The organism is Streptomyces sp. NBC_01176 (assembly GCF_045039825.1).
Classification (GTDB): domain Bacteria; phylum Actinomycetota; class Actinomycetes; order Streptomycetales; family Streptomycetaceae; genus Streptomyces.
Genome location: NZ_CP108601.1, coordinates 112773 through 136053 on the forward strand (window position 1 = coordinate 112773; position 23281 = coordinate 136053).

Consider the following 23281-nt stretch of genomic DNA (forward strand, 5'->3'; position numbering starts at 1 on the left):
TCATCCGGTTGCTCTCTTCACGATCTTGGCGAGGTGTTGGCGGTTACGGTAGGCCTCGAATTCGACATCCTCGGCCAGCGCCGGCAGGGCGTGCAGGTCGTCTCTGCTCGGAGGAACCACGTCTGGCAAGCGCGGCCCGGTCAGGACGACGACGATGAGATCGGGGAGGAGGTCGTGCGCGGTCTCGAGACAGCGCAGTGCGGTGGTGAGCGTCAGCTGGTGGACGTCGAAGATCAGGTAGTAGAGCAGGCCGTCGGGCCTGATCCGGGACAGCGAGGTCGACGGTGGGCAGCCGTAGAGCTCGAGTAGCTTCTCCGTCATAGCCTCGGGGAGGGCGGAGGCCGACTCGTCTAGGGGGATGGCTCCGAGGCGTTCATCCATGGCTCCGTACGTCGGACGGCAGGTCGCCCGGTGGATGTAGTCCTCGGCGGTCTCCGGCCACTCGGCGTTCAGCAGCAATGTCCGGCGGGTAGTCCCGGACCTGGGCAGCAGCTCCCGGGCTGTCGCGACCTCGACCCAGGCCGGCCGCACGTCCTTGACCAGCCGCTCAAGGCGATCCCTGGATAGGGCGTCCGAGAGGACGCCGACCGCTGGGCACAGGCGCCCAGACAGCTCGGAGTCCAGCAGATGGCTGGCCATGAAGGCTCCGCCACCGGCTGGCAGCGCCGCCTGCGCGGCGTCCTCCTCGCGCATGCCGAGGGCCGTGGCCGCATTCCGCATCACCTCGGCGGACCGGATCTCGACGAGATGCCAGCTGATCCGTCCCAGCCATGCGGTCATCGGGTCTTCACGGCGGTCGCTCGACGACACGTCGGGGAACCGTTCTATGACTTGGTCGGCCATCTGCCGCGCGCTCGTCCTGGTGGATCCCCTGACCATTTCGAGAGTCTTCAGGTCCGTCAGTCCCGCCGCGTCGGTCGCAGCCGTCTTCAAACCTTCCGTGAGGACGGGCACCACTTCGAGATGGCATCCCAGTCCCCTGCGCCACATCAGGATGTCAATCTCCCGCTGCACCCAGCGCGAGGCCAGCGCCTTCGCCGAGAGCACCAGAACGGCAGCGTCGCAGGTGGCGAGCCATCTGTAGAGCTCCGTACGCCACTCGGCTCCAGGCTTGAGTCCGTCCCGGTCGATCAGGACCTCGTGGCCGCATTCCCGCAGCTGGGCCGAGAGCAGGCTGCACAGTCTCGTGGCCTTGCGGTCGCCCTTGGAGCTATGGCTGATGAAAACCTTCAAGAGGCGGCCGTTTCCTGCGGGGCATCGTCGGCCGTCCATTTGGCGACCCAGGTCGAGTTCTGCGTGGCGATGACCTGCTCGCAGCGGCCGATCAGATCGGGGAGGTCGGCTCCGGGGTCGTTGGCCCGAGCGCTCAGGCGTGCGAGCTCGCTGGCGACGCGGGAGTACTCCAGGTGCAGGAACTCAAGGCGGGTGGAGGCCAGATGAGCGGTCACAGCCGCAGCCACCGTGGTGAGAACGCCGACCCATACCGTCGCGGCCGCCACGCCGGAGGCACCGACTCCCGCGAGGACCGCCGCGCCTAGGCCCAGGAGCAGCTCCGCCCGGCGCGTCCGGTCGAGGCGCCGGGACGCCTTGACGGCTCCAGGCCTGTAGTACTCGCGGACCTGCCGGTCCACCCGCTCGGTGAAGTAGGACTCCGGGCCGGTGACCGCGGGCAGGGGCCGGGTGCGCGGCGGGAAGGCCAGCGTGCGGTCCGACAAGTCCCGCGCCGCCTCGAGAAGTTCGTCCGCGCGGTCCCGTAGCAGGGCCGCGCGGTCGGGTCCGGTGAACGGGCCCGCACTAGCCAGGAACAGGTACACATCCGCCTTGAGCGCCTCGGACACCGCGCGTATCCGCACCCACGCCATGACGGCGTCCGCGGCCGAGCCCCGTCGGGCCAGCGGGGTAACCGCTACCGCCACTGCGGCCGTCACGGCCAGCCAGCGGGCCGGACCCGGGTGGCCGGACTGGGCCTGCGCCGAGGACGCGCCCAGTACGGCGGCGAGGACGACCAGTCCGAGGACCAGGGTGAACGAGCGGTTCACCGCCTTCTTCGCCTGGCCGGCCGATTGCGACCAAACCGACTGCCGCTGCCAGACATCCTCGACCGCCTCGGAACTCATCTGCCGATTGTCAGATATCCGATGTTGCTTTCGGGGTCGTTTACAGAGATTCGGGCGGACCGGCAGGGCGAGCGGCCCGCACCCGGTGGGGCGGCCCGCTCGAGGCGGTGATCCGAACCGTGGCAGCCACCCAATTGGTCGTAGTGACGCTGATCCCCGGCCGACCTGCGGCACTCTGGCCAGCTGGCAGGCGATGGGCAGAATGCGCGGCGCCAGCAAGTCAAGCCCGTGCCGGAAGGTCGTACGGACGGCGTAACACAGCCACATGAGCCCGTACTGCTGGCGACCGCTGCGCGTTGCCTGATCTTCTATCTGCCAGCGGCATGGCCTCTGGAACCGGATTCGCCGTCGCGGACGACCGAGTCCTGAGCACTCAAGGCAGTCCGCGCCCCCACGGCCAAAGGGGGATGCCTTCACCGTGTCCGCAAGGCTGCGCCGACGGTGGTTATTGCTTGGACGACACAGAAGACGTTTTAGGGACCGCACCTCATGTACGTGACGTCAATAAGGTGCGGTCCCTAGGACGGTCAGGTTGCGCGTCGAAGCGGGATGACGACGTTTTCGCCCATCCTCTTCGGATCGATCCGGAAATACTTGATATGTCCGATGCTCTCCGTTTGCTCAAGCCACCCAGCTTCGATGACCTGCTTCCGGGTGCGGGAGAAGACCGAGGGCGCCATGCCCACGAGGTTGGCCAGCGTGGCTGCTGTCTCCAGAACGGCACCGGACCGGTCGGTCGGATGCAACGCGTACAGCATGACGACGAGACGTTGGTTGGCTGTCATGCCAGCTGTCTTCTCAAGCAGATCCAGGTTCTTCTGCTTATCGTCGATCATCACTGGGCCTCCCACTTGGCAGGGGCGTTTACGTTGAAACCGGGGATGTCCGGCGGGTTGCACGTCTTCACCGCTTCGCGCTGCTCCAGCCCTGTTCCGTGGAAGGCAATGTACGGGCTGATCCGGTAGAAGCTGTAGTTGCCGATCTTTCCTCGTACGATCAGAATGCGGTGCTTGGTCAGCTTCCGGTTGATCTTCCCGACCGCGTCAGAGGACATCCCCACGCGCTTCGCGATGTCCGCCCCGGTAGCCCTGAGCGGCTCCAGACCTTCCGGTGAGACACCGATCCACCACAGGACGAGGAACTTCTGGCTCGGCGTGAACGCCTTGGACTCAGTGATCGCCTCGACGCGCGCCTTGTCAACCTGAGTGTGCCGCCCAGAGAAGGCGTACGGCGCGTAGGGGACCGGCTCGCCTGTATCAGCGTCAACCAGTCTACGTGCTGCTCCCAACGGACCCTCCGTGCTTGGGCGTTGACCACTCGTTCATATGAACGGCCGTGAGGCCGACCAGATGAACATAACGTACATGAGCAGGAAGTCAATCAACCCCGCCTGACGGCCGTGTCGATTGATGTCGCCCCCTCAGGTCTTTGCCTCCTGTCAGGTGCAGCTCTCTTCGAAAGTCATGTACTTCACGTCAATCTGGTGCGTCTGTAGGGTCGTGCTACCCCGTTCCTACAGTCGTGGTGTGCGATCCCATAGTCGTTGTTCCAGTTCTCTGAAACTCCTTGGCAGGTTCCTCAGACTGAACACAACGACCAGCAGAACTTGGTACTCAGACCTTGTGGCCGGTCTGCCTGGCCGAGGGATCTGCATGCCAGTTCCAGGAATCTTGGCGCACAGCATCATTTCTCCAGGTCAGAGGCCATATACTCGGCGGACTCTCTTACCTAAGGCTGAGCTGCCACCACAGGCGCAGCTTCAGTAGTCACTTGTAACTGCGCCAGCTGCGGCGCTCTCCATGGTCACCTGGACGTACCGATGGGAATCCACCGCCACTACGAACGTCAGGTATCACACGCGGGCCCTGCTCTCATGTGCAGTCGACCTGCCTACCTGGTCGTGGAGGTGCGCTCCTAACGGGCCGCGGCTTGACACAGAACCCCGTTGCTTCCTGGCGCGTACAACCAGGACCACCACGAAACGGTCTCGCGCCAGGAAGTAACGGGGCAGCGGGGTCCAGGGGCCGGCGAAGGCCCCTGGTACCACGCTGCCAAGCCCTCGCCGGATGCATCGCTCACTAGTAGTCCCGCAACTGCCTGCCCCACCCCGACAATCGGAGGGGGCAGTAACCTGATGGTTGGGCACCGGCCTGGAGGAGATCTCTGCGACCTGCTTGAGCAGGCTCGGACAACAGTTCCTTGGGTACCTCTCAGCCGCCGACGCTCTCTTGTCATTTCCGGTGCAAAACCCTCCGGCCATGAGTTATGACTTGGCCATCTGGGAACGGGACCGGCCGACGGATGACAGGACGGCCAGCCGAGTCTTCACCTGATCCGGTCTGCCACTGCCTGTCGCAATCTCCAGGGCGAATCTGCACGACAGCCAGGCACTCATTGAACCGTTCCGGGTTCAGTGGAGACTCGATTCCGTGAAAGGATTGAGTCATGGCACGCCCTTCCTCCTATCCCCTTGAGCTGCGCAAACGAGCGGTCCGTATGGTCGCCGAGGTCCGCGGTGACTACCCGAACGAGTCGGCCGCGCTGAGGGCGGTCGCCCAGAAACTCGGCATCGGCTCGGCCGAGACACTGCGGAACTGGGTGAAGCGGGACGAGATCGACTCCGGACAGCGTCCAGGGACGACCACAGAGGAATCCGCGCAGATCAAAGCGATGAAGAAAGAGATCGCCGAGCTGAAGCGAGCCAACGACATCTTGAAGGCCGCGGCGTCTTTCTTCGCGGCCGAGCTCGACCGGCCACACACACGCTCGTAGCGTTCATCGACGAGCACCGGGCCCGCTTCGGCGGTGTCGAGCCGATCTGCCGCGTGCTCACCGAGCACGACTGCAAGATCGCCCCTTCCACGTACTACGCGGCGAAGAAACGCGCGGCCGCGCCCTCGGCCAGGCAGGTGCGGGATACCGCCCTCAAGATGCTGATCACCGAGATCCACGCGGCCAACTTCCGTGTCTACGGCGCCAGGAAGGTCTGGCGTGAGCTGCACCGCCAAGGCCACGTCGTGGCCCGGTGCACCGTCGAACGCCTGATGCGGGAACTCGGTATCGCCGGCGCCATCCGCGGAAAAAAGGTCATCACCACGAGCCCTGACACTGCCGTCGAGCGGGCACCGGACCTGCTGGACCGCAAGTTCGTCGCGTCGGCGCCGAACCGCTGCTGGGTCGCCGACTTCACCTACGTCAGCACCTGGTCCGGAGTCGTCTACGTCGCCTTCGTCGTGGACACCTTCTCCCGCCGCATCGTCGGCTGGTCAGCGGCCACATCAAAGGAGACCCGCCTCGTCCTGGACGCCCTCGAGATGGCCCTGTGGCAACGCGACCGAGACCAACACCCGCACAGGAAAGGCGAGTTGATACATCACAGCGATGCCGGGTCGCAGTACACGTCGTTCGCGCTCGCCGAGCACCTCGACCGGGCGGGCATCGCCGCGTCGATCGGGTCGGTCGGTGACGCCTACGACAACTCCCTGATGGAGTCCACGATCGGCCTGTTCAAGACCGAGCTGATCAAGCCCCGCCGCCCCTGGAAGACTCTCTCCGAGGTCGAACTGGACACCGCCGAGTGGGTCGACTGGTACTGCCACCGCCGACTCCACGGTGAGATCGGGCACATCCCACCCGTCGAATACGAAACCAACTACTACAGCAAGACCGCAAAACACCAGGTCACAGTCAAGATCTAGAGTCTCGATCAAACCCGGAACGGTTCACATCCCCCGGGTCGAGGGCAACCCGCCGATTCGCAGCCGCCTCGAACAACGGCGACGCAGACCGGGCAAGCTCCACGCCAACAAGGGTTAAGACACATCCCTCTTCCGGCGATGGTTGCGCAGCCGTGTCGATGAACGCAGGGCGTCGAGAGGCTACGGCTGCACGTCGGCCTGCAGACGGGACAGAATGCGCCAGCGCCGCTCGAAGTCCTCGGACTCCTCGGCAACGTAGGAAGAAGTGACCAGCGCGCCGTCCGCGTACCCGGGGAAACGGCAGCCTGCTGTACTGGGCCGTGATGCCCCAGTCCGCGCATACCTGTGCCACATCCGAGTACACAGGTGTCTCAGTGTGCGCCCGTTGCTCGGCCCACGCGTTGTACACGCGCCAGCGCAGAAAATGCCGACGCAAGTTGCCCGGGCTGATCGGCCGACGACCACGACCGAGCAGCCCCTTCTCCGCGCAGAAGGCAGACAGTTGCTCATCGCTGGGCTCACTCCCCGTCTGCTCCTGATACTCCATCCACGCGAGGTAGTACCGGTGGAGCAGTGAGGCCGCCACGCTCAGCACCAGACTGCTGCTCATCGAGAGACGCGTCCACACAAGGTCTCTGCGGTTCCGCTGCGGCCAGCACATCACCCTCATCTGTACGCTCGTCCATAGAAACGGTGCTCACGGTACCCGCCGACTCGTCAGCGTGGAGTTTCAGATCTCCGACTTTGCGCTCCTCGAAACTCGCGACGAAGCCCGCCAAGTCCGATCCTGTGATGGGCTGACTCCCGTCACCGGTGATGGCGTCCCGCTCATACAGGTACACCGCGAGAGCAGCAGCATCGGGGAAGATTCCATGCTGCTGCTTGTACTCCTGCCACGCACTGTGGAAGTAGTCGTACCAGGACTGGTCAGCCGGCTCCTCCTCCCCCACCCGGCTTTCGGAATCGGCTGTCGCGTAGCGGACCCGCAGGACCTGGAGAAGGGGCTGCAGTTGCTCTCCGGACAGTGGCTCGCCCGCGCCGGTAGAAATGCCATACCGGTCACGGAGCCACAGGCCCCACTGTCATCCGGCGCCACAGGAGGAAGGTGGGGAGCGGGGAGAGCATCCAGCGGGTGAGGTGGACGCCCTCCATGTGCTTGTCGGCGGTGATGTCCGCGATCCGGCCGATCGCGTGCCGGGCCGCCTCGACGGAGACCACGAACAGGACCGGGATCACGGCGTGCATGCCGACGCCCAGCGGGTCCGTGCCGGGCCGCCTCGACGGAGACCACGAACAGGACCGGGATCACGGCGTGCATGCCGACGCCCAGCGGGTCCGGCCAGGCCGCCGCGCCGTTGAACGCGATCGTCGCGACCGTCAGCAGCCACGCCGTCTGGCGCAGCAGCGGGAAGGGGATCCTGATCCAGGTGAGGAGGAGGTCCAGTGCCAGCAGGACGCAGATGCCCGCGTCGATGCCGATCGGGAAGACGTACGCGAAGTTCCCGAAGCCCTTCTTGAGGGCCAGCTCGCGCACCGCCGCGTACGAACCCGCGAAGCCGATACCCGCGATGACGAGCGCACCGGCGACGACCACACCGATCAGGATCCGGTGTGCTCGAGTCAGTTGGGGTATCGCTCCCCTCTCAGCAACCACGTCCGACCCCCTACCGGTACCTCACACCACGACGGATTTCACACTGCCACGGTCCGGGCGAACTCGTACCGCCTGAAGGCTTCTTCTGGCCGATCGTCGACAAAAGTGATCACGCGCACCGTTCCCAATCCACAGACCGCCGCAACTCTGTTGTGCGCGGCAGGCATTCTGACCACCAGCGGAAGGACGGAAGGCTGGGAGGACGCGCCGGGCCTGCCACTGACCCAAAGGCAGTGACAGGCCCGGTATCGCTTCGGGGAGGCGTCCATCCCTGTGTCCGTCAGGCGGTCCGGCGCGCGGCGACCTTCTTCTCCTGGTGGTCATTGAGCATGTGGAGCATCTTCGTGAACTCGATGTCGTTCATCTTGGCGATGAGGTGGAGGGCGATAAAGACGCCGTCGTCATACGGGAGTTTGGGCGGAGTCCGTGGGGGCGCCTCCGTGTTCTTAGCCGCTGTGGAGGCAGGCTGCGTACGGGGCTCTGGGACGGTCTCTGCGGGCTTCGGTGCCGGCGCCTCGCTGTGGAGCAGAGGGCTGGTGACGTCGGCCGGCGGGTTGTCCTCTGCCTCCACCACCGTGGTCGGCGGGGTAGAGGTTGAGACGGGCACGGCCTCGGGCGGCTGTGAGACTGTCTCCCGCTTCTCTGCCTTCTGTACCTTGCGTTCTTCCTTTTCGGCTTCCTTGCGGGCCCGCTGCTCCTTGAGCTCCTCCAGGACGTTCTGCTGCTGGTCGGCAGGCTTGTTGCCCACCGCCCGGAGGAGGTCGATGGGCTCCTGGCCGATGCGTGCCTGAAGTTCCGGCGTCAGGTTGAGAAGAGCCAGGCGCTGTGAGACCCATCCCTGAGAGCGGTGGAGGCGCTTGGCGAGGGCTGTTTGACTTCCGTGGATGGAGAGCAGCCGTTCCAGAGCACGCGCTTCGTCGAGTTCTTCAAGGTCTTGGCGGTGGATGTTCGCGACGAGAGCTGACTCGAGAAGCTCGTCTGCGGTACCGCCCTGGTCATCGCTGACCATGACTTTGACAGCACTGAGACCGGCATCGCGCGCGGCGGCCAAGCGGCTGCTGCCGTCGATGACGACGTGGGTGGTGTCTGGTTCCAGATCACCTTCGCGATCTGGGTTGGCCTTGACGTAGGCATCGCGGTTCATAACCGTGATGGCTTGCTTCTGGCCGTGGTCCTTGAGGCTTCCTGCCAGGTCGCTCAAGTCGCCAAGGCTGGTACGGGGGTTGTCCGGGTTCGGACTGATGCGATGGACTGGAAGCTCTGTCGGATCGGCGATGCCCTCGGTGGGTACACCGGTAGCGGCGGCCACTGCCTGGCGGCGGGCGCTGACGCCGCGGGTCTGAGCGCCCGCGAAGCGGCCGGCGCCCAGCTGGTCGGCCTTGCTCATGAGATCTCCCGGGCCAGTGCGCGCATGCCGATGGCCTGCTGTGACTTGGGGGCGTAGGACAAGAGAGGCTTTTTCACCCGGACCGCCTCCTTCTGTTCCTTGAGGTCTCCGATGAGGCCGACGACCCGCGGGTCCTTTATATCGACCCAGCCCTGCAGGGACGAGGTGGCGATGTAGCCGCGACGTCCGTCGTAGAGGTTGACGACGATGCCGAGATAGTCGATTTCAATCTTGAGGTCGTTGCGGAGATCGTCGATCTGATTGGTAAGCAGCTCGTAGGCGTCCGCCGAGCTGTCTTCGGCCTGCACGACGATGAGCGCACCAGACTGGCCCGGCTTCTCGCCGTCACGGCGGCGCCCGTAGTAGGCGGCCGCGTCCATGCTCAGACCGAGGCTTGGCGGGCAGTCGACGAGGATTACGTCGTAATCCCCTTCAAGGGGCTCCAGGGCGCGCTCCAGCGCGGCTTCGCGGGCGCGGACGGCGGAGAGCCGCACGTCGAGAAGGAAGGCGTCGTTGCAGGCGGGGAGGAGGTGCAGGCGACCGTTGAAGGACTCCTCTTCGATGGAGACGATCAGGTCGCGCAGGTCCCCCTTGGGGGATCCGGCCATGTGGTTGGTGAGGCTGTCCCCGTCCATCGCCAGCGGTGTAGCGCCGAGTTGGTTGGTGAGGTGGCACTGGGGATCGAAGTCGACCAGGAGGACGCGCAGCCCGAGGCCGGGCAGGTCTTCGGTGTCGAGCGGGTTGTCACTGACGACCGCGCTGTCCGAGCCTTCGATGGCCGCAGCAAGCTGCTTGGCGATGCGCACTGGGTAGAGCTGGGCTGGATCTTCGGCGAGGGCTTCCCCAGCGCCTGCGGTGATGGCGGTCTTGCCGACACCGCCCTTCTGGTTGCAGACCACAACGCGGCGCGTGATCAACGGCCGTTCGATGTGGGGAGCGGGGTTGGAGTCGAGCCACAACTGCACAGACTGTGCGAGGCCTTGGATGAGGGACACGCGCCGGTCTGTGGTGATGCGCTTGAAGTCGTCCCACTGTCCCGCCGGAAGGTCAGTGGCGAAGGAGTCGGCACCGCCGGTGTCGATGGCGGCTGTTGCTGATGCCAGGGTGCACCAGTCGTTGATGCCCTGCTCCACTGCATCCTGGATCTTGATGTGCAGCTGGGCGGCTCTGATCTTCAGATTCTGCCGGAGCCAGCCCGGCAGCTTGGAGACGACCTTCTCACGGTCGCTCGGGGTGGCTGGCGAAGTCATGGAGCTACCTTACTAACGTTCAAGATCCTTGGTGTCACCGACACGTTAGTTAACCGTAGATATAGAGTCCGATCAGCGCGCCACTCCCCCATTACGCCGTAATGTCCAGTCCCATGACACCACAGGACGCACCGCTATTACGACGTAATAGGCCACCCGCACCCTGAGGGCCGAGCAGAGCGCCGCCGCACCACCCGTAGACCTAGCTCAGCGAAGTTTGGCGACTCGCATGGAAGTTCGACCATCAGGGTGGAGCGGCTTGTCCTGCCCGAACGCAGACGTCGTGATCACGGGATGGCTGAGGAGACGTTTGTCGAGAAGACCTGGCGGCTCACGTTGGAGGGGCATCCCACGGCGCGACGAGGAGAGCCCGCAGTCATAGAGGCCGCCTACGCGGAACCCCGCCTGCGGGCCCTGTTCCCATTTCCGAGCCACGGGGCGCTCGCCTTCCACCGCAACACGCAGTTCCCGTGGAGCAACGACCTGCCGTTCATCGTGGGCGACGCGCAATCGTGCATCGTGTACGCACCGCTGAGCGCGTCGCCGCGTGTCCTGGGCGAGTCACTTACACCGAAAGAGGCGGCCGCGTTGGTGGTGGCCCACCTGCCACACGACTGCGGGCCGGCCATCGAGGGGCCGTGGCCCCCAGCGGACAGCTACACCGACTGACATCAGCCGCAGAGCAGCAGCCGCCGTGCCAGCATAACTTCACTGAGACTGGTGGGGCTTGGATGAGACGAGCCACCCGTGCTGCAATGTAAAAGAGCCACTGCGCACTGAAGCCCACCACCGATAGCCACGGCGCATGACGCACCGGCAGTCTGGTGTGCGACGACTGCGCGCTGCTCTGCCTCCAGCGCGGCTAGCTTGGAACCACCGAGCTCTTCGAGCGCAGCCGCTATAGGCCTATACAAAGCGCCAACTTGCTGAGGCCTCCCGTCAGCCCTTCGCCCGTCGAAGCCCAACCCCCAGGACAGGCTCTGGAAGCGGCTGCAACTTCGCAATACAGACCGCCCACGAGACGGCGGCGCAAAATCTCGTCAGCGCAAGAGCATCTACCGCTGCCCATGAGCTCCAGCCGATAGCGAGGGGTACGACTATCAACCTGTCCGAGTCCAAGCGCCGCAGCTCGCTGACTGCCCTGCCCACATAGAGATTGTCCGAGCCGCACAGGGGGGCAAGACACACACTCCCATCCCCGAGACGTGCCAGGTCCGCGGCGGAACCGAGCAGCACTACCAACGCGAGCCCGCCAGATAGTTGTCGCCGAGCCCCGGGCGTCGGCACCGCCGTGATGCTCGCCGTGGTTGCCCAGGAGCTGGACCGCTTTCCCGTCGAGACCCACCTGACACTTCGCCACCTGCGGCTGAGCCGTGCGAAGGGAAGAGAACTCGGCGAGGTCCTCGTCCAACTGGTCGATGAGGCCGAAGACGATGCGGAGTGCCGGCCCGTGCACGGTGTGTTGGCGGTGTTCTATCAGCAGGCTTTGCCGACCAGACCCACGGGTTCCGGCTGGGGGCTGTCCCGGAATCCACGGTGGATCGGGCGCGCGGGGCGAGGCCGCGCGGCACACGATGCGGCAGGCACAAGACGTGCGGTCTGTCTCGACGGACCGAGTCCACGCGCCTCACCCGATCAAGTCCACGCGGGTGGCACGTAGACGACCAACCTCGATGAGCCAGGACACCAGCCTGCCTCGTTGCACCGGTGCTGGCTATTACGACGTAATAGCCAGCACCGAACCCGGCTGTCTTCTCGCTGGGTCCACGCACCCCTGTCCCATCTCACCCAACGGATGTGGTGCGGGTCTTGGATGCGCTCACCTCGCGAGGCGTCACGGTGCTGTTCCAGGCCGATGCTGAGTGGATGCGCGAAGGCAGGAAGCCGTGAACATTCGTTGCGAGCGGAACCCCATCGGAACACGACCGATTGCGGACACAACAGCGTGGCGCCTCACGGCGCTGCCTGGAGACGAGCTTGCCGTTTGATCCGGGTCAGGTGCGACCGGGTCCTTGCTCCGGCAGGTGGTGCAACAACGTCAGAGCCGTCGTCTGTCAGGCAGGACGGCTCTGACGTTGTTGCGTTAACCAGGATCGGTCTCATACCTCCTCAGACTGGCTGCGACGCGAACGGATACACGTATCGCCTACCGCGTAGGCCTCAGGTAGTCGCTACAGATCGTCCGCGGCCATCAACAGCCCGTCCTGGAGGCGGTCGAGGAGACAGTTCAGATCGCTCAGCTCCCTGCCTTTCAATGTCCCGAGGTGCGCCCGTAGTGCTCGCTCTCTCGCTGCAACTCCGACCAAAAGCGTGGTGGATCCCTGGGCCGTCAGACGGACCAACTTGCAGCGCCTGTCATCGGGGTCAGGTGTTCGCGCGACAAGACCCCGGTGCTCGAGCGCTTCCACCGATTGCGTAACGGATCGAGGTGCCTGGCCGAGTGCTTGGGCGAGTACCGACTGCCGGACGGCGCCCCGGAGATTCAGCACCTCCAAGATCCTCGTGCGGGCGAGCGAGAGTCCATCCCTCGCCATCGCGCCGTCGACCGTCTGACCCAGGCGGTATGCCAGCGAGAGGTATCGCAGCCCGACCACTTCGGGAGCCCTCCTCGGATCGCTCATGACAGCTATTCCTCCACGCACTCGTTGAGTCTCCCCCGGACCTTCGCCTTGAAGGAACGGACACTTCATGAGGTACCTCATGAAGTGTCAGGGGAGAGGCCCGTCAATCCGATCCCACCCAGCATCGTGGCCCACCGAAAGAACTGTATGGACGCACTCAGGGGCCTCTCCATGGCCCTCTCACACGGGCCTCGAAGCGAACTTGTCTCGGCGTCTCACGACGGGCGAGCCCGACAAGGCCTCCGTCACCTGGCCTAAGGGGCCACCTGCGCCGTCGGCGAGATAGGCAGAGGCAGTGAGACCGACGACCGTCGGTTGGATGAAGAAAGTGCCGTCGGCCGCTGTGCGCTGGCTGAGCCACCCGTAGATGTGATGCTGGCGCATGTCGGTCCAACCGGTCTCTGAGGACTCGTCGCATTCCCTCGGCTGTACCTCCTTCCGCCTGGCTGCTGCAACGGATACCAGTAGAGACCAGAGCGCACGGCTCCTACGCGTCGTGCTGACAAGACACACCTGCCGGTAGCAGAGCAAGACCGCTGTGCAAGGTGTTCACGGAGTCAGCAGACCCCCGGCTGTAGAGGGTGGCCAGACGTAACAAGGTCCCGAGGCCAACCTGGTGAGCCGAGAACGTCTTCCTGGACACGGGATTACGGAACGACAGGCGAACGATCCCAACGACCGCGGCCACTCCGACACGGCGAACATGCCTTCCCCCATGCCCTGAGCAACAGCCCAGCTCGCCGCCAACAACCCGAGTGCGGATGCCCCACCCGATCATTGTGCAGTGGCGGAACGCGCACAGAAGTCGTACGTGGTGCCAGCATGGAGCGACACGACATGATCCCGACTAGCCGTTCCCACCTCTGAGTATTACGTCGTAATAGCCGTTCCTCCTTGGAGGCTTCAGCGAGGAAGGGAACCGGGAGTCGCAGACCCTGCCTGGGCCCCAGAAGACCGGAGGACAGGCCGCTTCTGACCTCGCTCCCAGGAGGTCGGGGCCTCCCCCTGAGTGGTGGACACGCTGATACTGGATCTGCTTGATCCGGAGGAAGCGAGAAGACCGCCGATGGCGATGAAGGACTACTCGGACGAGTTCAAGGCCGATGCCGTGGCCCTGTACGAGTCCACACCCGGGGCGACCTACAAGAGCATCGCCGCCGACCTGGGCATCAACCGGGCCACCGCGAGTGGGTGCTGCGGGACCGCGAACGCCGCGGTGTCACCGCCACGGCTGCAAAGCCGGCCGTCCAACCGGGGACGGCGGTGCCGTCCGACGCTCCGGACGAGCGGATCCGGCAGTTGGAGGCCCGGGTGGCCGAGCTCGAGGCGAGTGAGCGCAAGCTCGCCACCGAGCGGGACATCCTCCGCAAGGCGGCCAAATATTTCGCCGGAGAGACGAACTGGTGATCAGCCGCTTCCAGTTCGTCGACGACCACCGGGACACCTACGAGGTGAAGCGGCTCTGCCACGTCCTGGACATGAACCGGTCCAGCTACTACAAGTGGCTCGCCGGCGCCGAGGCCCGGGCCGCCCGGCAGCACAAGGACCGGATCCTGGCCGAGGAGATCCGCGAGATCCACGGCGAGTCCGGCGGCGCCTACGGCTCCCCGCGAGTGACCGCCGAGCTCCGCGAGAAAGGACGGCGGGTCAACGAAAAGCGGGTCGCCCGGATCATGCGGACGTTCTCGATCACCGGCATCCGCCTGCGCAGACGCGTGCGCACCACCGTCCCGGACCCGGCAGCCTCACCGGTTGCGGACCTCTTCCAGCGGGACTTCACCGCCGCCGATCCGGGACGGAAGTACATGGGCGACATCACGTATCTCCCGCTCGCCGGCGGGGAGTTCCTCTATCTCGCGACCGTGCTGGACTGCTTCAGCCGCAAGGTCGTCGGCTGGTCCATGGCCGACCACATGCGCACCGGCCTGGTCGCCGACGCGCTGCGGATGGCAGCCGCGACCCGCGGCCGTCTGGACGGCGCCGTGTTCCATTCCGACCACGGGACCCAAGGTGGATTCAACTGGTCGTCGCAACACCCTGATCTCGGAGGTGTGCGACGTGGCCACGGCGGACTGGAGTTTGAAGACCAGCGATGTTGCGGAGGGGCGGCGTCGGCAGTGGCGCGCTGATCGTGCGTTGCGGCCGGCGATGCGCTCGCCGGGGCGGCCTGATCCGTCTCGGGTCGTGCAGCGCCAGTTCTGGCGACTGATCGCCACGGGGGTCACGACGGCGGAGGCGTCGCTGGCGGTCGGCGTGTCGTGGCCGGTGGGTGCGAGGTGGTTTCGTCACGCTGGCGGCATGCCTCCGATCTCGTTGGCCGAGCCCTCGGGCCGGTACCTCACGTTCGAGGAGCGCGAGGAGATCGCGATCCTGAGAGCGATGAGCAAGGGTGTGCGCGAGATCGCCCGCGCTCTGGGGCGTGACCCCGGGACAATCTCTCGCGAACTGCGCCGCAACGCCGCCACGCGCGGCGGCAAGCAGGAGTACCGCGCGACGGTCGCCCAGTGGAAGGCTCAGCAGGCGGCCAAGCGCACGAAGAGCGCGAAGCTCCTGGGCAATGACCGGTTGCGTGGGTACGTTCAGGAGCGGTTGTCGGGGAACGTTCTCCGGCCTGACGGGATGGTCGTCGCGGGACCGCAGACGCCTCCGTGGAAGGGGCTGAACAAGCCGTACCGGCAAGACAGGCGGTGGGCGACAGCATGGAGCCCGGAACAGATCTCGCACCGGTTGAAGGCCGACTTCCCCGAGGATGAGTCCATGCGCATCAGCCACGAGGCGATCTACCAGTCGCTGTTCATCGAGGGCCGTGGTGCGCTCAAGCGTGAGCTGGTCGCCTGCCTGCGCACCGGGCGGGCGCTTCGGGAGCCTCGGTCGAGGTCACGGAACAAGCCGCAGGGGCATGTCACCGCGGATGTCGTCCTGAGTGAACGTCCTGCAGAGGCCGCGGACCGCGCGGTCCCGGGGCATTGGGAAGGCGATCTGATCATCGGGACGGGCCGGTCCGCGATCGGCACGCTCGTCGAGCGCAGCAGCCGATCTACACTCTTGGTGCATCTGCCGAGGATGGAGGGCTGGGGCGAGGTGCCGCCGGTGAAGAACGGCCCGGCGTTGGGCGGTTACGGCGCCGTCGCGATGAACACTGCCCTGACGGTGTCGATGACGAAGCTGCCCGAGCAACTCCGCAAGACCCTGACCTGGGACCGCGGGAAGGAACTCTCCGGGCATGCCCAGTTCGCGCTCGAGACCGGGACGAAGGTGTTCTTCGCCGATCCGCACTCGCCCTGGCAGCGACCCACAAACGAGAACACGAACGGGCTGCTGCGTCAGTACTTCCCGAAGGGCACCGACCTGTCCCGGTGGTCCGCCGAGGACCTCGCAGCCGTCGCCCTGGCTATCAATAACCGACCCCGCAAGATCCTCGGCTGGAAGACCCCGGCCGAGGTCTTCGAGGAACAGCTACGCTCACTACAACAACCCGGTGTTGCAACGACCGGTTGAACTCGCCCAATACGGATCCCGGGCCTTCGCCGGCCTCTGCGACCAGCTCGGGGTCACCCGCTCGATGGGCGCGGTCGGCACCAGCGCCGACAACGCGGCCTGCGAAAGCTTCCACACCTCCCTGAAACGCGAGACCCTCCAGGGCGCCCACGACTACGGTGACGCCGGCACCTGCCGCCGGACCGTCTTCGCCTGGCTGACCCGCTACAACACCCGCCGCCGGCACTCCGCCAACGGCCACCTCAGCCCCAACGAATACGAACACCGACACCACACCGCTAAACTCACGCTCGCCGTGTGATCAATAACCGCGTGCCCACCTTCACGGGGGAAGGCCCGTCTACCCGGTAAGCCAGGCTGCTCATGAGCGCTCTGGAAACGGCACCCATACATGACCCGCCTTGCTGACGTCCGGCGAAATAGAACGAGACTCCAGGCCAGATCGGAGGTGGCTCCGCAGAGAACCTGACCCAGACGGCAGTGCCGACTCGATCCCCGGAAGATGCAGCTGTCACACGGAACGATGAGGGACACGTGAACATCGACGAAGCATCCAACGCTCCCCGTCGTCTATTACGACGTAATAGACAGGTCGCTTGAGCGTCAGCGCCTACATCGGGAGCACTCGCGTAGCTGACCCGGTCACACTCCAGCGTGCCATCGGCCCCAACGTATCGAGAAGTTTCAGCTTCAGGCGCACCGCGCTCCTCGCGCGGCCGACAGGGCTGGGCTTACCGCGGCTCTGTTCTCGTCACGGTCAGACATAGGCCTCGCTTGCGTGTCGGTGCAGAATGCGTTGCAGGGAGAGGCGCACGATCTCCGGTCACAGACGCCACTCCGAGACCCCAGCGCCCAGCGACCAGATCCGCCCCACGGCTGCGTGTCTGTTGGTGACAGCGATGTCCCGTCTCGATTGATCTCGTTCGGAGTCAGGGCTGGGACCTGTGGGGACCAGATCACTTGAGATGGTGAGCTCCCTCGAATCTCATGTGATCTAGTCCGCCGCCCGCAGATGGTGTCCGTCGTCTCAATCGTTGTGGTCCGCCGGCGGCGTTTCGAAGTGACTGCAAGACTGCATGTCGAGCCAGGCCTGGCTACCCGCCCGCGAAACGTGCTGCCAGGTCCATGGCGTCCTCTGTGAGTTTGATGTGCAGGCCGGCGTCGTCCTGGGTGGCGACCTGGGTAAAGCTGCCCTCGTGCCACCAGAACACCGAGGGGCTCAGCGCGCCCGGTGACTGCTCGAAGCCCATGGCGGCGAACCGGGCCATGGCGTGCAGCGAGGAGGCCACGTTCCTGTCGCGGACGACGTGGAAGGCGAGTTGGTGCCGGTGCGGCAGTGCGACCAGGATTCCGTCCGGCGCCGGTGCGTCCTTGGTGTAGCGGAGTACGACCTCGTCCAGGACCAGGGCGAGGCTCGCGATGAAGTACGAGCCGCCCATCAGCACGTCGAAGTGGGAGCCGTCCTTGTCCCTGACCACGTTGTGCTTGTCAACGCGTACGGCTCGTAGGTTCTGGAACGCATGGTCCCGAAGGGCCGTGATGTCACCCAGGTCGGAGAGGGAGTCCGCGGTCAGCATGTCGACGGTTTCCGGGAGGTCGAGCGCCAGCACCTCCAACAGCCCCGGGACCGATGGGGGACCGTACCCGAAAGCCTTCAGGAGCGCGGGATCGCTGGGAATGAAGCGGGGGTAGAGCTGGGCCAGGAGCTGTTCGTGCGGCAGGGCCTTGAGAGCCTGAGGTCCATCCATCGACCGGATGACCCGGTCGACATGTTCGTCTACGAGCGCCCGCCAGCACCGGGGGCCGCGGCTGTCGTTGTGGCACACGGCCGCAAGATTGGAGAGGCCGAAGCGCCAACCCGAGTTCGTGGTCACGCGGCCCGGTTCGACCGTTACCTCGATGCCGCGCTCTGCGAATGCCTCGCGGACGAAGGTACGCAACCGGGCAGCCTCCGCCTCGGACAGGAACGCGAACTCCCCGTCGCGCGGCCGGTCCACCCCATCACGACGCTCTCCGCGCCGAAATATCCCCACCAGGTCCCCAATCGCTCGAAGATGCGGATCATAGCCGCGACCGGCCCAGGCACCTTCTTCAGGTGTGCACGCCCTGGTAGGGGCGTGGACGCCGACGGCTCCTCGATATCCCTTCGTGGTGGCTTGCTCCCACGCCAGGAGCCAGATCACCTGAGGCGACGAGCGAAACGGACCAGATCATCTGAGATTCCGACCAGACCGACTGAGACGGGACAAGCGATTCCGTCTCCGCCTCTCCTTCAGCAGATGTCCTGTCTCAACGAAACCAGTCGACCCCGATCCACTGACCAGGGACGACTAACTTCGTTGAGACAGGCCTCCTTGGAGCGGGCCCGCGACAATGATCCGTCAGCCTGCGGCGACTGGATTCGCCGAGACGGACGGTGGCGACTCGGTTCGCTGAGACAGGTCACAGCCTGGCCCGTCTCACTTGAAGGTTGGTCAGTCTTACCGAGCTGGGCGGGGAGTTGCAGAGGCTGCGCGGACGACGACTGGTGCTGCCATGCGTGTAACCCTTCGCCATCGTGCGGCATCTCATTCAGGAGCCGGGTCCTCGGCGATGACGAGTGCCAGCAGCATCCGGGCTTCCTGGGTGCGGGGGTGGGCCGGATGGAACAACTGCTCACAGGCGATCAGTGCCCGGCGGGCGGTGGCTTCAGCCTCGCCGCGGTTCACCAGGCCGTGTAGGGCTTGAGGGACAGAAGCCCGAACGACTCGGTTCGTTGAGAAAGCGACTCGGTTAAGTGAGACGGGACAGCAGAGCCTTAGGAGCCACCGCAATCTACGAGACCGTGCTCTGCGCCTATTACGGCGTAATAGAGGGAGGCATGTCTCGGCGTCCCAGAGATCTCTACCGTGACAGCGAGTATCCCGCACGGTTCCTTGCCAACCGCCGGTCACGAGGGCGCTCTGACCGTGGAGTGAGAGAAGACTGGAGACCTCGAAAACACCGAGGTCCCTCTATCCGTAGGCGATCGATGTTGGCGGCACGTTCCCTGTGGCCCGGCTCGCCGACGTCCAGGAGGCACTTGGTGACCGTGGGGGAGTAGAGGCTCGCTACGGTCGTGCCGTCAACGCGGGTCACATGCCTCCTTGATGCAGCTCGGCTACTCGCAGGGAGACGGGGGTGACCTGTGAGCACCCGAGTCCTCCACCAACGTGGCTCCGAGCCCAGCGACATGAGCGCTCTGGTCTGGATGGTTGAAAGGCGGGGGAAGCGCCGGGAGATCCTGCAGGTGCTGGATTCCTCTACCGCAGGACCGCCGACGGCGGAATCGTGGTTTTCGAACCACTACCGTCCGAGACCCACCGGCACTGGTGAACGCCGGCCGGTCGCTGGCACCATAAGCATTCGCCCCGGACGGAAGTCTCTGGCAACACAAGTACTTGGCCAGCGCAAGACGAAGGTCGGCTGTGGGATGCAGGGTCCGGCGAAGCAGACAGCCTGATGCTCAAGCCTGTGGCAGGATTTCGGCCGCAGCTGCGCAAGCTGCTCTCGCCTCGTCTGTCATCCCAGTCCGGTAACCCGTGCTGCGCTCGGCGATACGCACCTCGCGAACTACGGCCTTCACGAAAGTGGCCAGGCTGACCAGTTGGGTTGGAGTCTCGCAAGAGGGCAGCACGGCCTCGATCTCGTCGAGCCAGTAGGTGACGTCGTCGCCGTCATCGAGGCAAGTCCGGTGCTGGAGGAGGCGGGCCGCTACGGGCGCTAGTAGTCCGTGCCGGCGGGCGGCTTCCTGCTCGGCGCGACGTTCGGCTTCCGCCCGCGCGGTGGCTTCTTGCTGGGCTTTGAGGACAGCTTCGGGCGTGCGCCGTACTCCCGCTTCCTCGCGTGTGGCGTCTGACAGAGCAGCGGCGCGTAGGCGTAGGGATTTGTTGTAGGCGGCGCTGGATGTGTTGACGGCGAGTGCGGGAGCGAGGTGAGCCCATTCCACGTGCGCTGTTCGGGCGTCTTCGACAGCCTTTGCCTGATGGATCTCGGCCTGTTCGCGGAGGTACTGCCACAACGTCACGCGGGCCACTGCGGCCTTTTGCCGGGCACCCAGTGTCTTCAGGGCCCCGTGGTGTGCCTCGAGGTATCGCAGTGCAGCGAACAGTTCGTGGTCTTCAGGCATGCGGTGGATGTCTGGGTCTTCTGCCTCCTCATGTAGTTCGCGAAGCTCTCCGATGAGCGCGGCGAAGTCGAGTCTTCCGACGCGTGTAGCCGGTCTGACCAGAGGTTTTGTGGGGGAGGGGGACTTTCGAGACCTGCGTGCCATACATCCGATTCTGCCAGGAGGGGCCGATTCACAGAATGTGAATCGGCCTGGTTCGCACACGGACTGCTGCGAGAAGCTCCGGTCTCTCAGGCTGGTCGGATGTGACGCAGTGCGCGGTCTGTCCTCGCTCGACGAGACGGGAGTGATGTTCCTGGAACTTGCTCAGCCGGAGATCCGGTATCGGAGCGTTCGGGCCCGCCACTGGCGACGACGGCGACACCCTGCCCGGGTCCGCTGCCGTCTCTCCGTGGTCCGACCCGCGCGTCGTCGTCCAAGGCAGCGTGGATCTCGACCGCAGCGACCGGCCCTTCGCGTGGTTCGCGTTCTTCCTCCAGGAGGCGGGGCACGGCGTCGTCGACGACCGCAAGTGCGTGAACCTCTGGCCGGTCGGCGTACGCCACGACGACGCCCTGTTCTGCGAGACCGGGATCACCGGATCCTTCGGCCTCGAGACCTGAGCTGTGCCAGGGCTCGCCGTCCACCAGCAGGTCACACGTCGCGGGCAACCCGTCTGGAACGCGCGGAGGGGACGCCACCACCGGTGACGGCCCCTCCAGCTGTTCGGGTCAGAAGCGGCTCTGCACCCACACGACGACCAGGCTCACGGCCCCGCTACCGAGGCCGTAGGCGGCGCCATGGAGGACGTGATCCTGAACGCTCCGTCCGCGTCGGCCGATCCATTTCCGCAGGTCGAAGCGGATACGGGCGCGGCGTTTGACCGTGCGCGAAGGGTTCCATGCCGAAATTCTGCGGATATCCTTATCCACGTGGTGTTCCTTTCGTCGTCCTGACGTGCCGGGACATTGCGCAAGGAGCCCTCCGGCGCAGGCCTCGACAACCCGCCGGATTCGAGGGCTCCTTGTGCGTTCGCAAGAATCTACCGGTAGCCCTTCCGAACGCGATTCGGCCGACTGCGAATGGGGTGCGGTGGGGTGTTGACACCACCTCTGTCCGCAAAGCGGGGAGAGATCAGACCGCCGCAGCAGGGGAAGGTGCCCCGGCAGATTGAATGCTGTCGAGGAGCTGCCCGAAGGTGATCTCGTCGTCGGTCGGGCCCCGGTCGAGAGCCACGCTCAGGGCAGTCCAGCATTCCGGCTGGTTGCCGCACTGCGCGAGCAGGTGCGTCAGCGCGTCGCTCGGGTCGTTTCCGGTGATGACGTCGCCCGCGGGCAGTTGGCGAAGATGGTCCAGGGTGCGGTGCCGGGAGCGGAGAACGGCCTGGTAGACGTTGCCCGACGACCACAGACTGTCGGTCCGGGGAGCGTCGAGCCAGGACTGCAGCACCCTGCCCGGATCGGGGTGCTGATCGAGTTCATTGTCTGTGAGCAGCCGCAGCACGGCGGTTTCGTCGTCTTCCGGTGCGAGCGCGGCCGCGGCGCTGTGCAGCCAGTCCGGGATGCTGTTCTGCTGGCAGATCCAGGAGAGTTCCACGGGGTGGAAGGCGGGGAGCGCGTCGGTGACGGCGGCGCGCGGGGTGTGTGGGTTTGTGGCGAGAGCGGTCAGTGCGGCGACCCGCTGGTGCTGGTAGTCGCGCTCCAGGAGCTGCGCGGGGGTGGGCCGTTCGGCGCCGGCGGCGAAGAGGTACCGGCCGGTGCCGGGCGGATCGGACACGACGGCCGGCTGTGGCAGCCGCAGGAGCAGGGCGCAGGCCTTGGCCAGGTGTGATGGGTTGATGCTGAGCAGCGCCAGGTTTTCGACAAGGTCGGAGACCGTGTGGCGCTTGGCCGTTTTCGACGCGCGGGGCGCTGCGAGGAGCCGGCCGCGGCGCACGCATTCGTCGGCTGCGGCATGTACCTGGTCGGCGGCGAGTTCGAGGAGGCGGGGCCGCTTGCGGATACGATCCGCGATCCGGTTGAGGCGGAGCGCTGCGCTCACGCTCGGCTTGTGGAGGCCAGCCATCTCCGGAAGGCACAGGGCCGGCAGGCAGGATTGCAGCACGTCGCCGGTCAGAGCCGGTCCGGTCGCGGCGCCTGCGACCAGAGCCTCGGCGTCGGCGTCGGAGTCTGCGTCGTTCGGTGCCCCGGCGTGAGGCTGCGCCACCGCGGCGTGGTCGAGCAGGACATGCTGAACGGCCGGGCCCAGGACGGGATCCGCGGTGAGAGTGAGCCAGCGGTCGGGGCAGGCGGCCAGGACCGTCCATCCGGGACCTTCGTCGAACTGGTGGGGCAGCCCGAGATCCAGGCGCTGGCAGGTGTCCCAGTCCTCGTTCCGGCCAGGATCGGCGAGGAGCAGCGCGAACGGTGTCAGGGCGTATTTCAGCAGCCCGTCGAGAAGGCGAGCGGGAAGGGGCGGGGGCGAAGCGGCGTCTGGTCCGTACCGGGCGGGATTCCACCATTGGACGATGCTCTCCAGGTCGTGGCCCGACAGGTGGCAGAGCAAGCCGACGGCGTCGTCCACCTGATGAGGGTGCCGGGCAAGACCGATCACCAGTTCCGGCGTCAGGAGCTGGGCCGCCAGGACGGCGGGCAGGTCCGCGGAGGCCACCAGCCCTTGCTCCGCGAGCACGGCGATCTTCCTGTCGTCCGTCTGCTGCAGCAGACGATCCCGCAATGCGCGATCACTCACCCGCCGCAGCAGAGCCGGCAGGGCGGCATCACGGGCTTCCCTGCGCCAGTCCTCACCGCGGCTGTCGACCCCATGCGGAAACAGGGCCGGCGTACACAGCACGGTGATCACCGTGGGCAGTGCCTCGTCCGGCAGGTCTTCGGCGACGGCGAGATGCCGCCACAGCGGATACGTCCGGGCCTTCATCATCTCCGGTCCCT

Annotated in this window: 20 protein-coding genes and 1 pseudogene; 7 read left to right on the forward strand and 14 right to left on the reverse strand. The window is 65.7% G+C overall.

Annotated elements, in window-relative coordinates; genetic code table 11:
* From OG199_RS44090 to OG199_RS44105, 4 genes are all read right to left on the reverse strand, one after another.
* Nucleotides 1-1233, reverse strand: a complete 1233-nt coding sequence (locus OG199_RS44090) for a toll/interleukin-1 receptor domain-containing protein (protein WP_331727886.1) — start codon at nt 1231-1233, stop codon at nt 1-3.
* Nucleotides 1230-2117, reverse strand: coding sequence for a DUF4231 domain-containing protein (locus OG199_RS44095; protein WP_331727890.1), 888 nt, complete (start codon nt 2115-2117; stop codon nt 1230-1232). The genes OG199_RS44090 and OG199_RS44095 overlap by 4 nt, the downstream gene beginning before the upstream one ends.
* A gap of 527 nt (nt 2118-2644) precedes the next feature.
* Nucleotides 2645-2956 (reverse strand): replication initiation protein, RepL2, encoded by a 312-nt coding sequence (locus tag OG199_RS44100; protein WP_331727893.1) that lies wholly within the window; start codon nt 2954-2956, stop codon nt 2645-2647.
* Nucleotides 2953-3405 carry a MarR family transcriptional regulator gene (locus tag OG199_RS44105; protein ID WP_331727896.1) on the reverse strand — a complete coding sequence of 151 codons (453 nt, stop codon included), beginning with the start codon at nt 3403-3405 and terminating at the stop codon, nt 2953-2955. The genes OG199_RS44100 and OG199_RS44105 overlap by 4 nt, the downstream gene beginning before the upstream one ends.
* Before the next feature lie 1157 nt (nt 3406-4562).
* Between OG199_RS44105 and OG199_RS44110 the strand changes: the two genes are divergently transcribed.
* Nucleotides 4563-5815, forward strand: a protein-coding gene (locus OG199_RS44110; protein ID WP_405830692.1) for an IS3 family transposase whose coding sequence is annotated in 2 segments (ribosomal slippage) — nt 4563-4845 and nt 4845-5815 — 1254 coding nt in all. Because the reading frame shifts where the segments join, the coding sequence is not laid out codon by codon here.
* A 518-nt stretch (nt 5816-6333) separates the two neighbouring features.
* On the opposite strand, the gene OG199_RS44115 is transcribed toward OG199_RS44110, so the two are convergent.
* The 4 genes and pseudogenes from OG199_RS44115 to OG199_RS44130 all read right to left on the reverse strand — a co-directional run bounded on the left by OG199_RS44115 (nt 6334) and on the right by OG199_RS44130 (nt 10106).
* Complete coding sequence (locus OG199_RS44115; protein ID WP_331727899.1) at nt 6334-6765, reverse strand: hypothetical protein; 432 nt, start codon at nt 6763-6765, stop codon at nt 6334-6336.
* A 133-nt stretch (nt 6766-6898) separates the two neighbouring features.
* Nucleotides 6899-7469 (reverse strand): annotated as a pseudogene (locus OG199_RS44120) (DUF2637 domain-containing protein); the annotation flags it as partial.
* 280 nt (nt 7470-7749) lie between these two features.
* Nucleotides 7750-8856, reverse strand: a complete 1107-nt coding sequence (locus OG199_RS44125) for a ParB/RepB/Spo0J family partition protein (protein ID WP_331727901.1) — start codon at nt 8854-8856, stop codon at nt 7750-7752.
* Complete coding sequence (locus tag OG199_RS44130; RefSeq protein ID WP_331727904.1) at nt 8853-10106, reverse strand: ParA family protein; 1254 nt, start codon at nt 10104-10106, stop codon at nt 8853-8855. The genes OG199_RS44125 and OG199_RS44130 overlap by 4 nt, the downstream gene beginning before the upstream one ends.
* Nucleotides 10107-10400: 294 nt before the next feature.
* On the opposite strand from OG199_RS44130, the gene OG199_RS44135 reads away from it, so the two are divergent.
* Nucleotides 10401-10775: a DUF6193 family natural product biosynthesis protein gene (locus tag OG199_RS44135; RefSeq protein ID WP_331727907.1), complete on the forward strand. Its 375-nt coding sequence runs from the start codon at nt 10401-10403 to the stop codon at nt 10773-10775.
* 1502 nt (nt 10776-12277) lie between these two features.
* On the opposite strand, the gene OG199_RS44140 is transcribed toward OG199_RS44135, so the two are convergent.
* Nucleotides 12278-12727 carry a MarR family transcriptional regulator gene (locus OG199_RS44140; protein WP_331727909.1) on the reverse strand — a complete coding sequence of 150 codons (450 nt, stop codon included), beginning with the start codon at nt 12725-12727 and terminating at the stop codon, nt 12278-12280.
* Nucleotides 12728-13990: 1263 nt separating this feature from the next.
* Here OG199_RS44140 and OG199_RS44145 point away from each other — a divergent pair.
* The 4 genes from OG199_RS44145 to OG199_RS44160 all read left to right on the forward strand — a co-directional run bounded on the left by OG199_RS44145 (nt 13991) and on the right by OG199_RS44160 (nt 16526).
* Complete coding sequence (locus OG199_RS44145; protein ID WP_167519167.1) at nt 13991-14134, forward strand: hypothetical protein; 144 nt, start codon at nt 13991-13993, stop codon at nt 14132-14134.
* Nucleotides 14131-14856 carry an IS3 family transposase gene (locus OG199_RS44150; RefSeq protein ID WP_331727915.1) on the forward strand — a complete coding sequence of 242 codons (726 nt, stop codon included), beginning with the start codon at nt 14131-14133 and terminating at the stop codon, nt 14854-14856. The genes OG199_RS44145 and OG199_RS44150 overlap by 4 nt, the downstream gene beginning before the upstream one ends.
* 169 nt (nt 14857-15025) lie before the next feature.
* Entirely contained in the window at nt 15026-16225 is a 1200-nt protein-coding gene (locus OG199_RS44155; RefSeq protein ID WP_331728576.1) for an IS30 family transposase, read from the forward strand.
* On the forward strand, nt 16206-16526 hold the full coding sequence (locus tag OG199_RS44160; RefSeq protein WP_405834926.1) for an integrase core domain-containing protein: 321 nt from the start codon (nt 16206-16208) through the stop codon (nt 16524-16526). The genes OG199_RS44155 and OG199_RS44160 overlap by 20 nt, the downstream gene beginning before the upstream one ends.
* 793 nt (nt 16527-17319) lie before the next feature.
* On the opposite strand, the gene OG199_RS44165 is transcribed toward OG199_RS44160, so the two are convergent.
* The 3 genes from OG199_RS44165 to OG199_RS44175 all read right to left on the reverse strand — a co-directional run bounded on the left by OG199_RS44165 (nt 17320) and on the right by OG199_RS44175 (nt 20372).
* Nucleotides 17320-17973 (reverse strand): hypothetical protein, encoded by a 654-nt coding sequence (locus OG199_RS44165; RefSeq protein ID WP_405834928.1) that lies wholly within the window; start codon nt 17971-17973, stop codon nt 17320-17322.
* An 819-nt stretch (nt 17974-18792) separates the two neighbouring features.
* Nucleotides 18793-18933, reverse strand: a complete 141-nt coding sequence (locus OG199_RS44170) for a hypothetical protein (RefSeq protein WP_331727920.1) — start codon at nt 18931-18933, stop codon at nt 18793-18795.
* 776 nt (nt 18934-19709) lie between these two features.
* Nucleotides 19710-20372 (reverse strand): hypothetical protein, encoded by a 663-nt coding sequence (locus OG199_RS44175; protein ID WP_331727922.1) that lies wholly within the window; start codon nt 20370-20372, stop codon nt 19710-19712.
* A gap of 302 nt (nt 20373-20674) precedes the next feature.
* Here OG199_RS44175 and OG199_RS44180 point away from each other — a divergent pair, with 302 nt between their 5' ends.
* On the forward strand, nt 20675-20974 hold the full coding sequence (locus OG199_RS44180) for a hypothetical protein (protein ID WP_331727925.1): 300 nt from the start codon (nt 20675-20677) through the stop codon (nt 20972-20974).
* A 108-nt stretch (nt 20975-21082) separates the two neighbouring features.
* On the opposite strand, the gene OG199_RS44185 is transcribed toward OG199_RS44180, so the two are convergent.
* Both OG199_RS44185 and OG199_RS44190 read right to left on the reverse strand, forming a co-directional pair.
* Nucleotides 21083-21283, reverse strand: a complete 201-nt coding sequence (locus tag OG199_RS44185; protein ID WP_331727928.1) for a hypothetical protein — start codon at nt 21281-21283, stop codon at nt 21083-21085.
* Between the two features lie 202 nt (nt 21284-21485).
* Entirely contained in the window at nt 21486-23270 is a 1785-nt protein-coding gene (locus tag OG199_RS44190; protein ID WP_331727930.1) for a hypothetical protein, read from the reverse strand.
* Between the last annotated feature and the right edge of the window lie 11 nt (nt 23271-23281).

Coding starts and splice junctions, on each gene's coding strand:
- OG199_RS44095 (WP_331727890.1), bottom strand. CDS start 2,117: ATGAGTTCCGAGGCGGTCGAGGATGTCTGGCAGCGGCAGTCGGTTTGG.
- OG199_RS44125 (WP_331727901.1), bottom strand. CDS start 8,856: ATGAGCAAGGCCGACCAGCTGGGCGCCGGCCGCTTCGCGGGCGCTCAG.
- OG199_RS44130 (WP_331727904.1), bottom strand. CDS start 10,106: ATGACTTCGCCAGCCACCCCGAGCGACCGTGAGAAGGTCGTCTCCAAG.
- OG199_RS44135 (WP_331727907.1), top strand. CDS start 10,401: ATGGCTGAGGAGACGTTTGTCGAGAAGACCTGGCGGCTCACGTTGGAG.
- OG199_RS44140 (WP_331727909.1), bottom strand. CDS start 12,727: ATGAGCGATCCGAGGAGGGCTCCCGAAGTGGTCGGGCTGCGATACCTC.
- OG199_RS44155 (WP_331728576.1), top strand. CDS start 15,026: ATGCCTCCGATCTCGTTGGCCGAGCCCTCGGGCCGGTACCTCACGTTC.
- OG199_RS44165 (WP_405834928.1), bottom strand. CDS start 17,973: ATGGATGGACCTCAGGCTCTCAAGGCCCTGCCGCACGAACAGCTCCTG.
- OG199_RS44175 (WP_331727922.1), bottom strand. CDS start 20,372: ATGCCTGAAGACCACGAACTGTTCGCTGCACTGCGATACCTCGAGGCA.
- OG199_RS44190 (WP_331727930.1), bottom strand. CDS start 23,270: ATGATGAAGGCCCGGACGTATCCGCTGTGGCGGCATCTCGCCGTCGCC.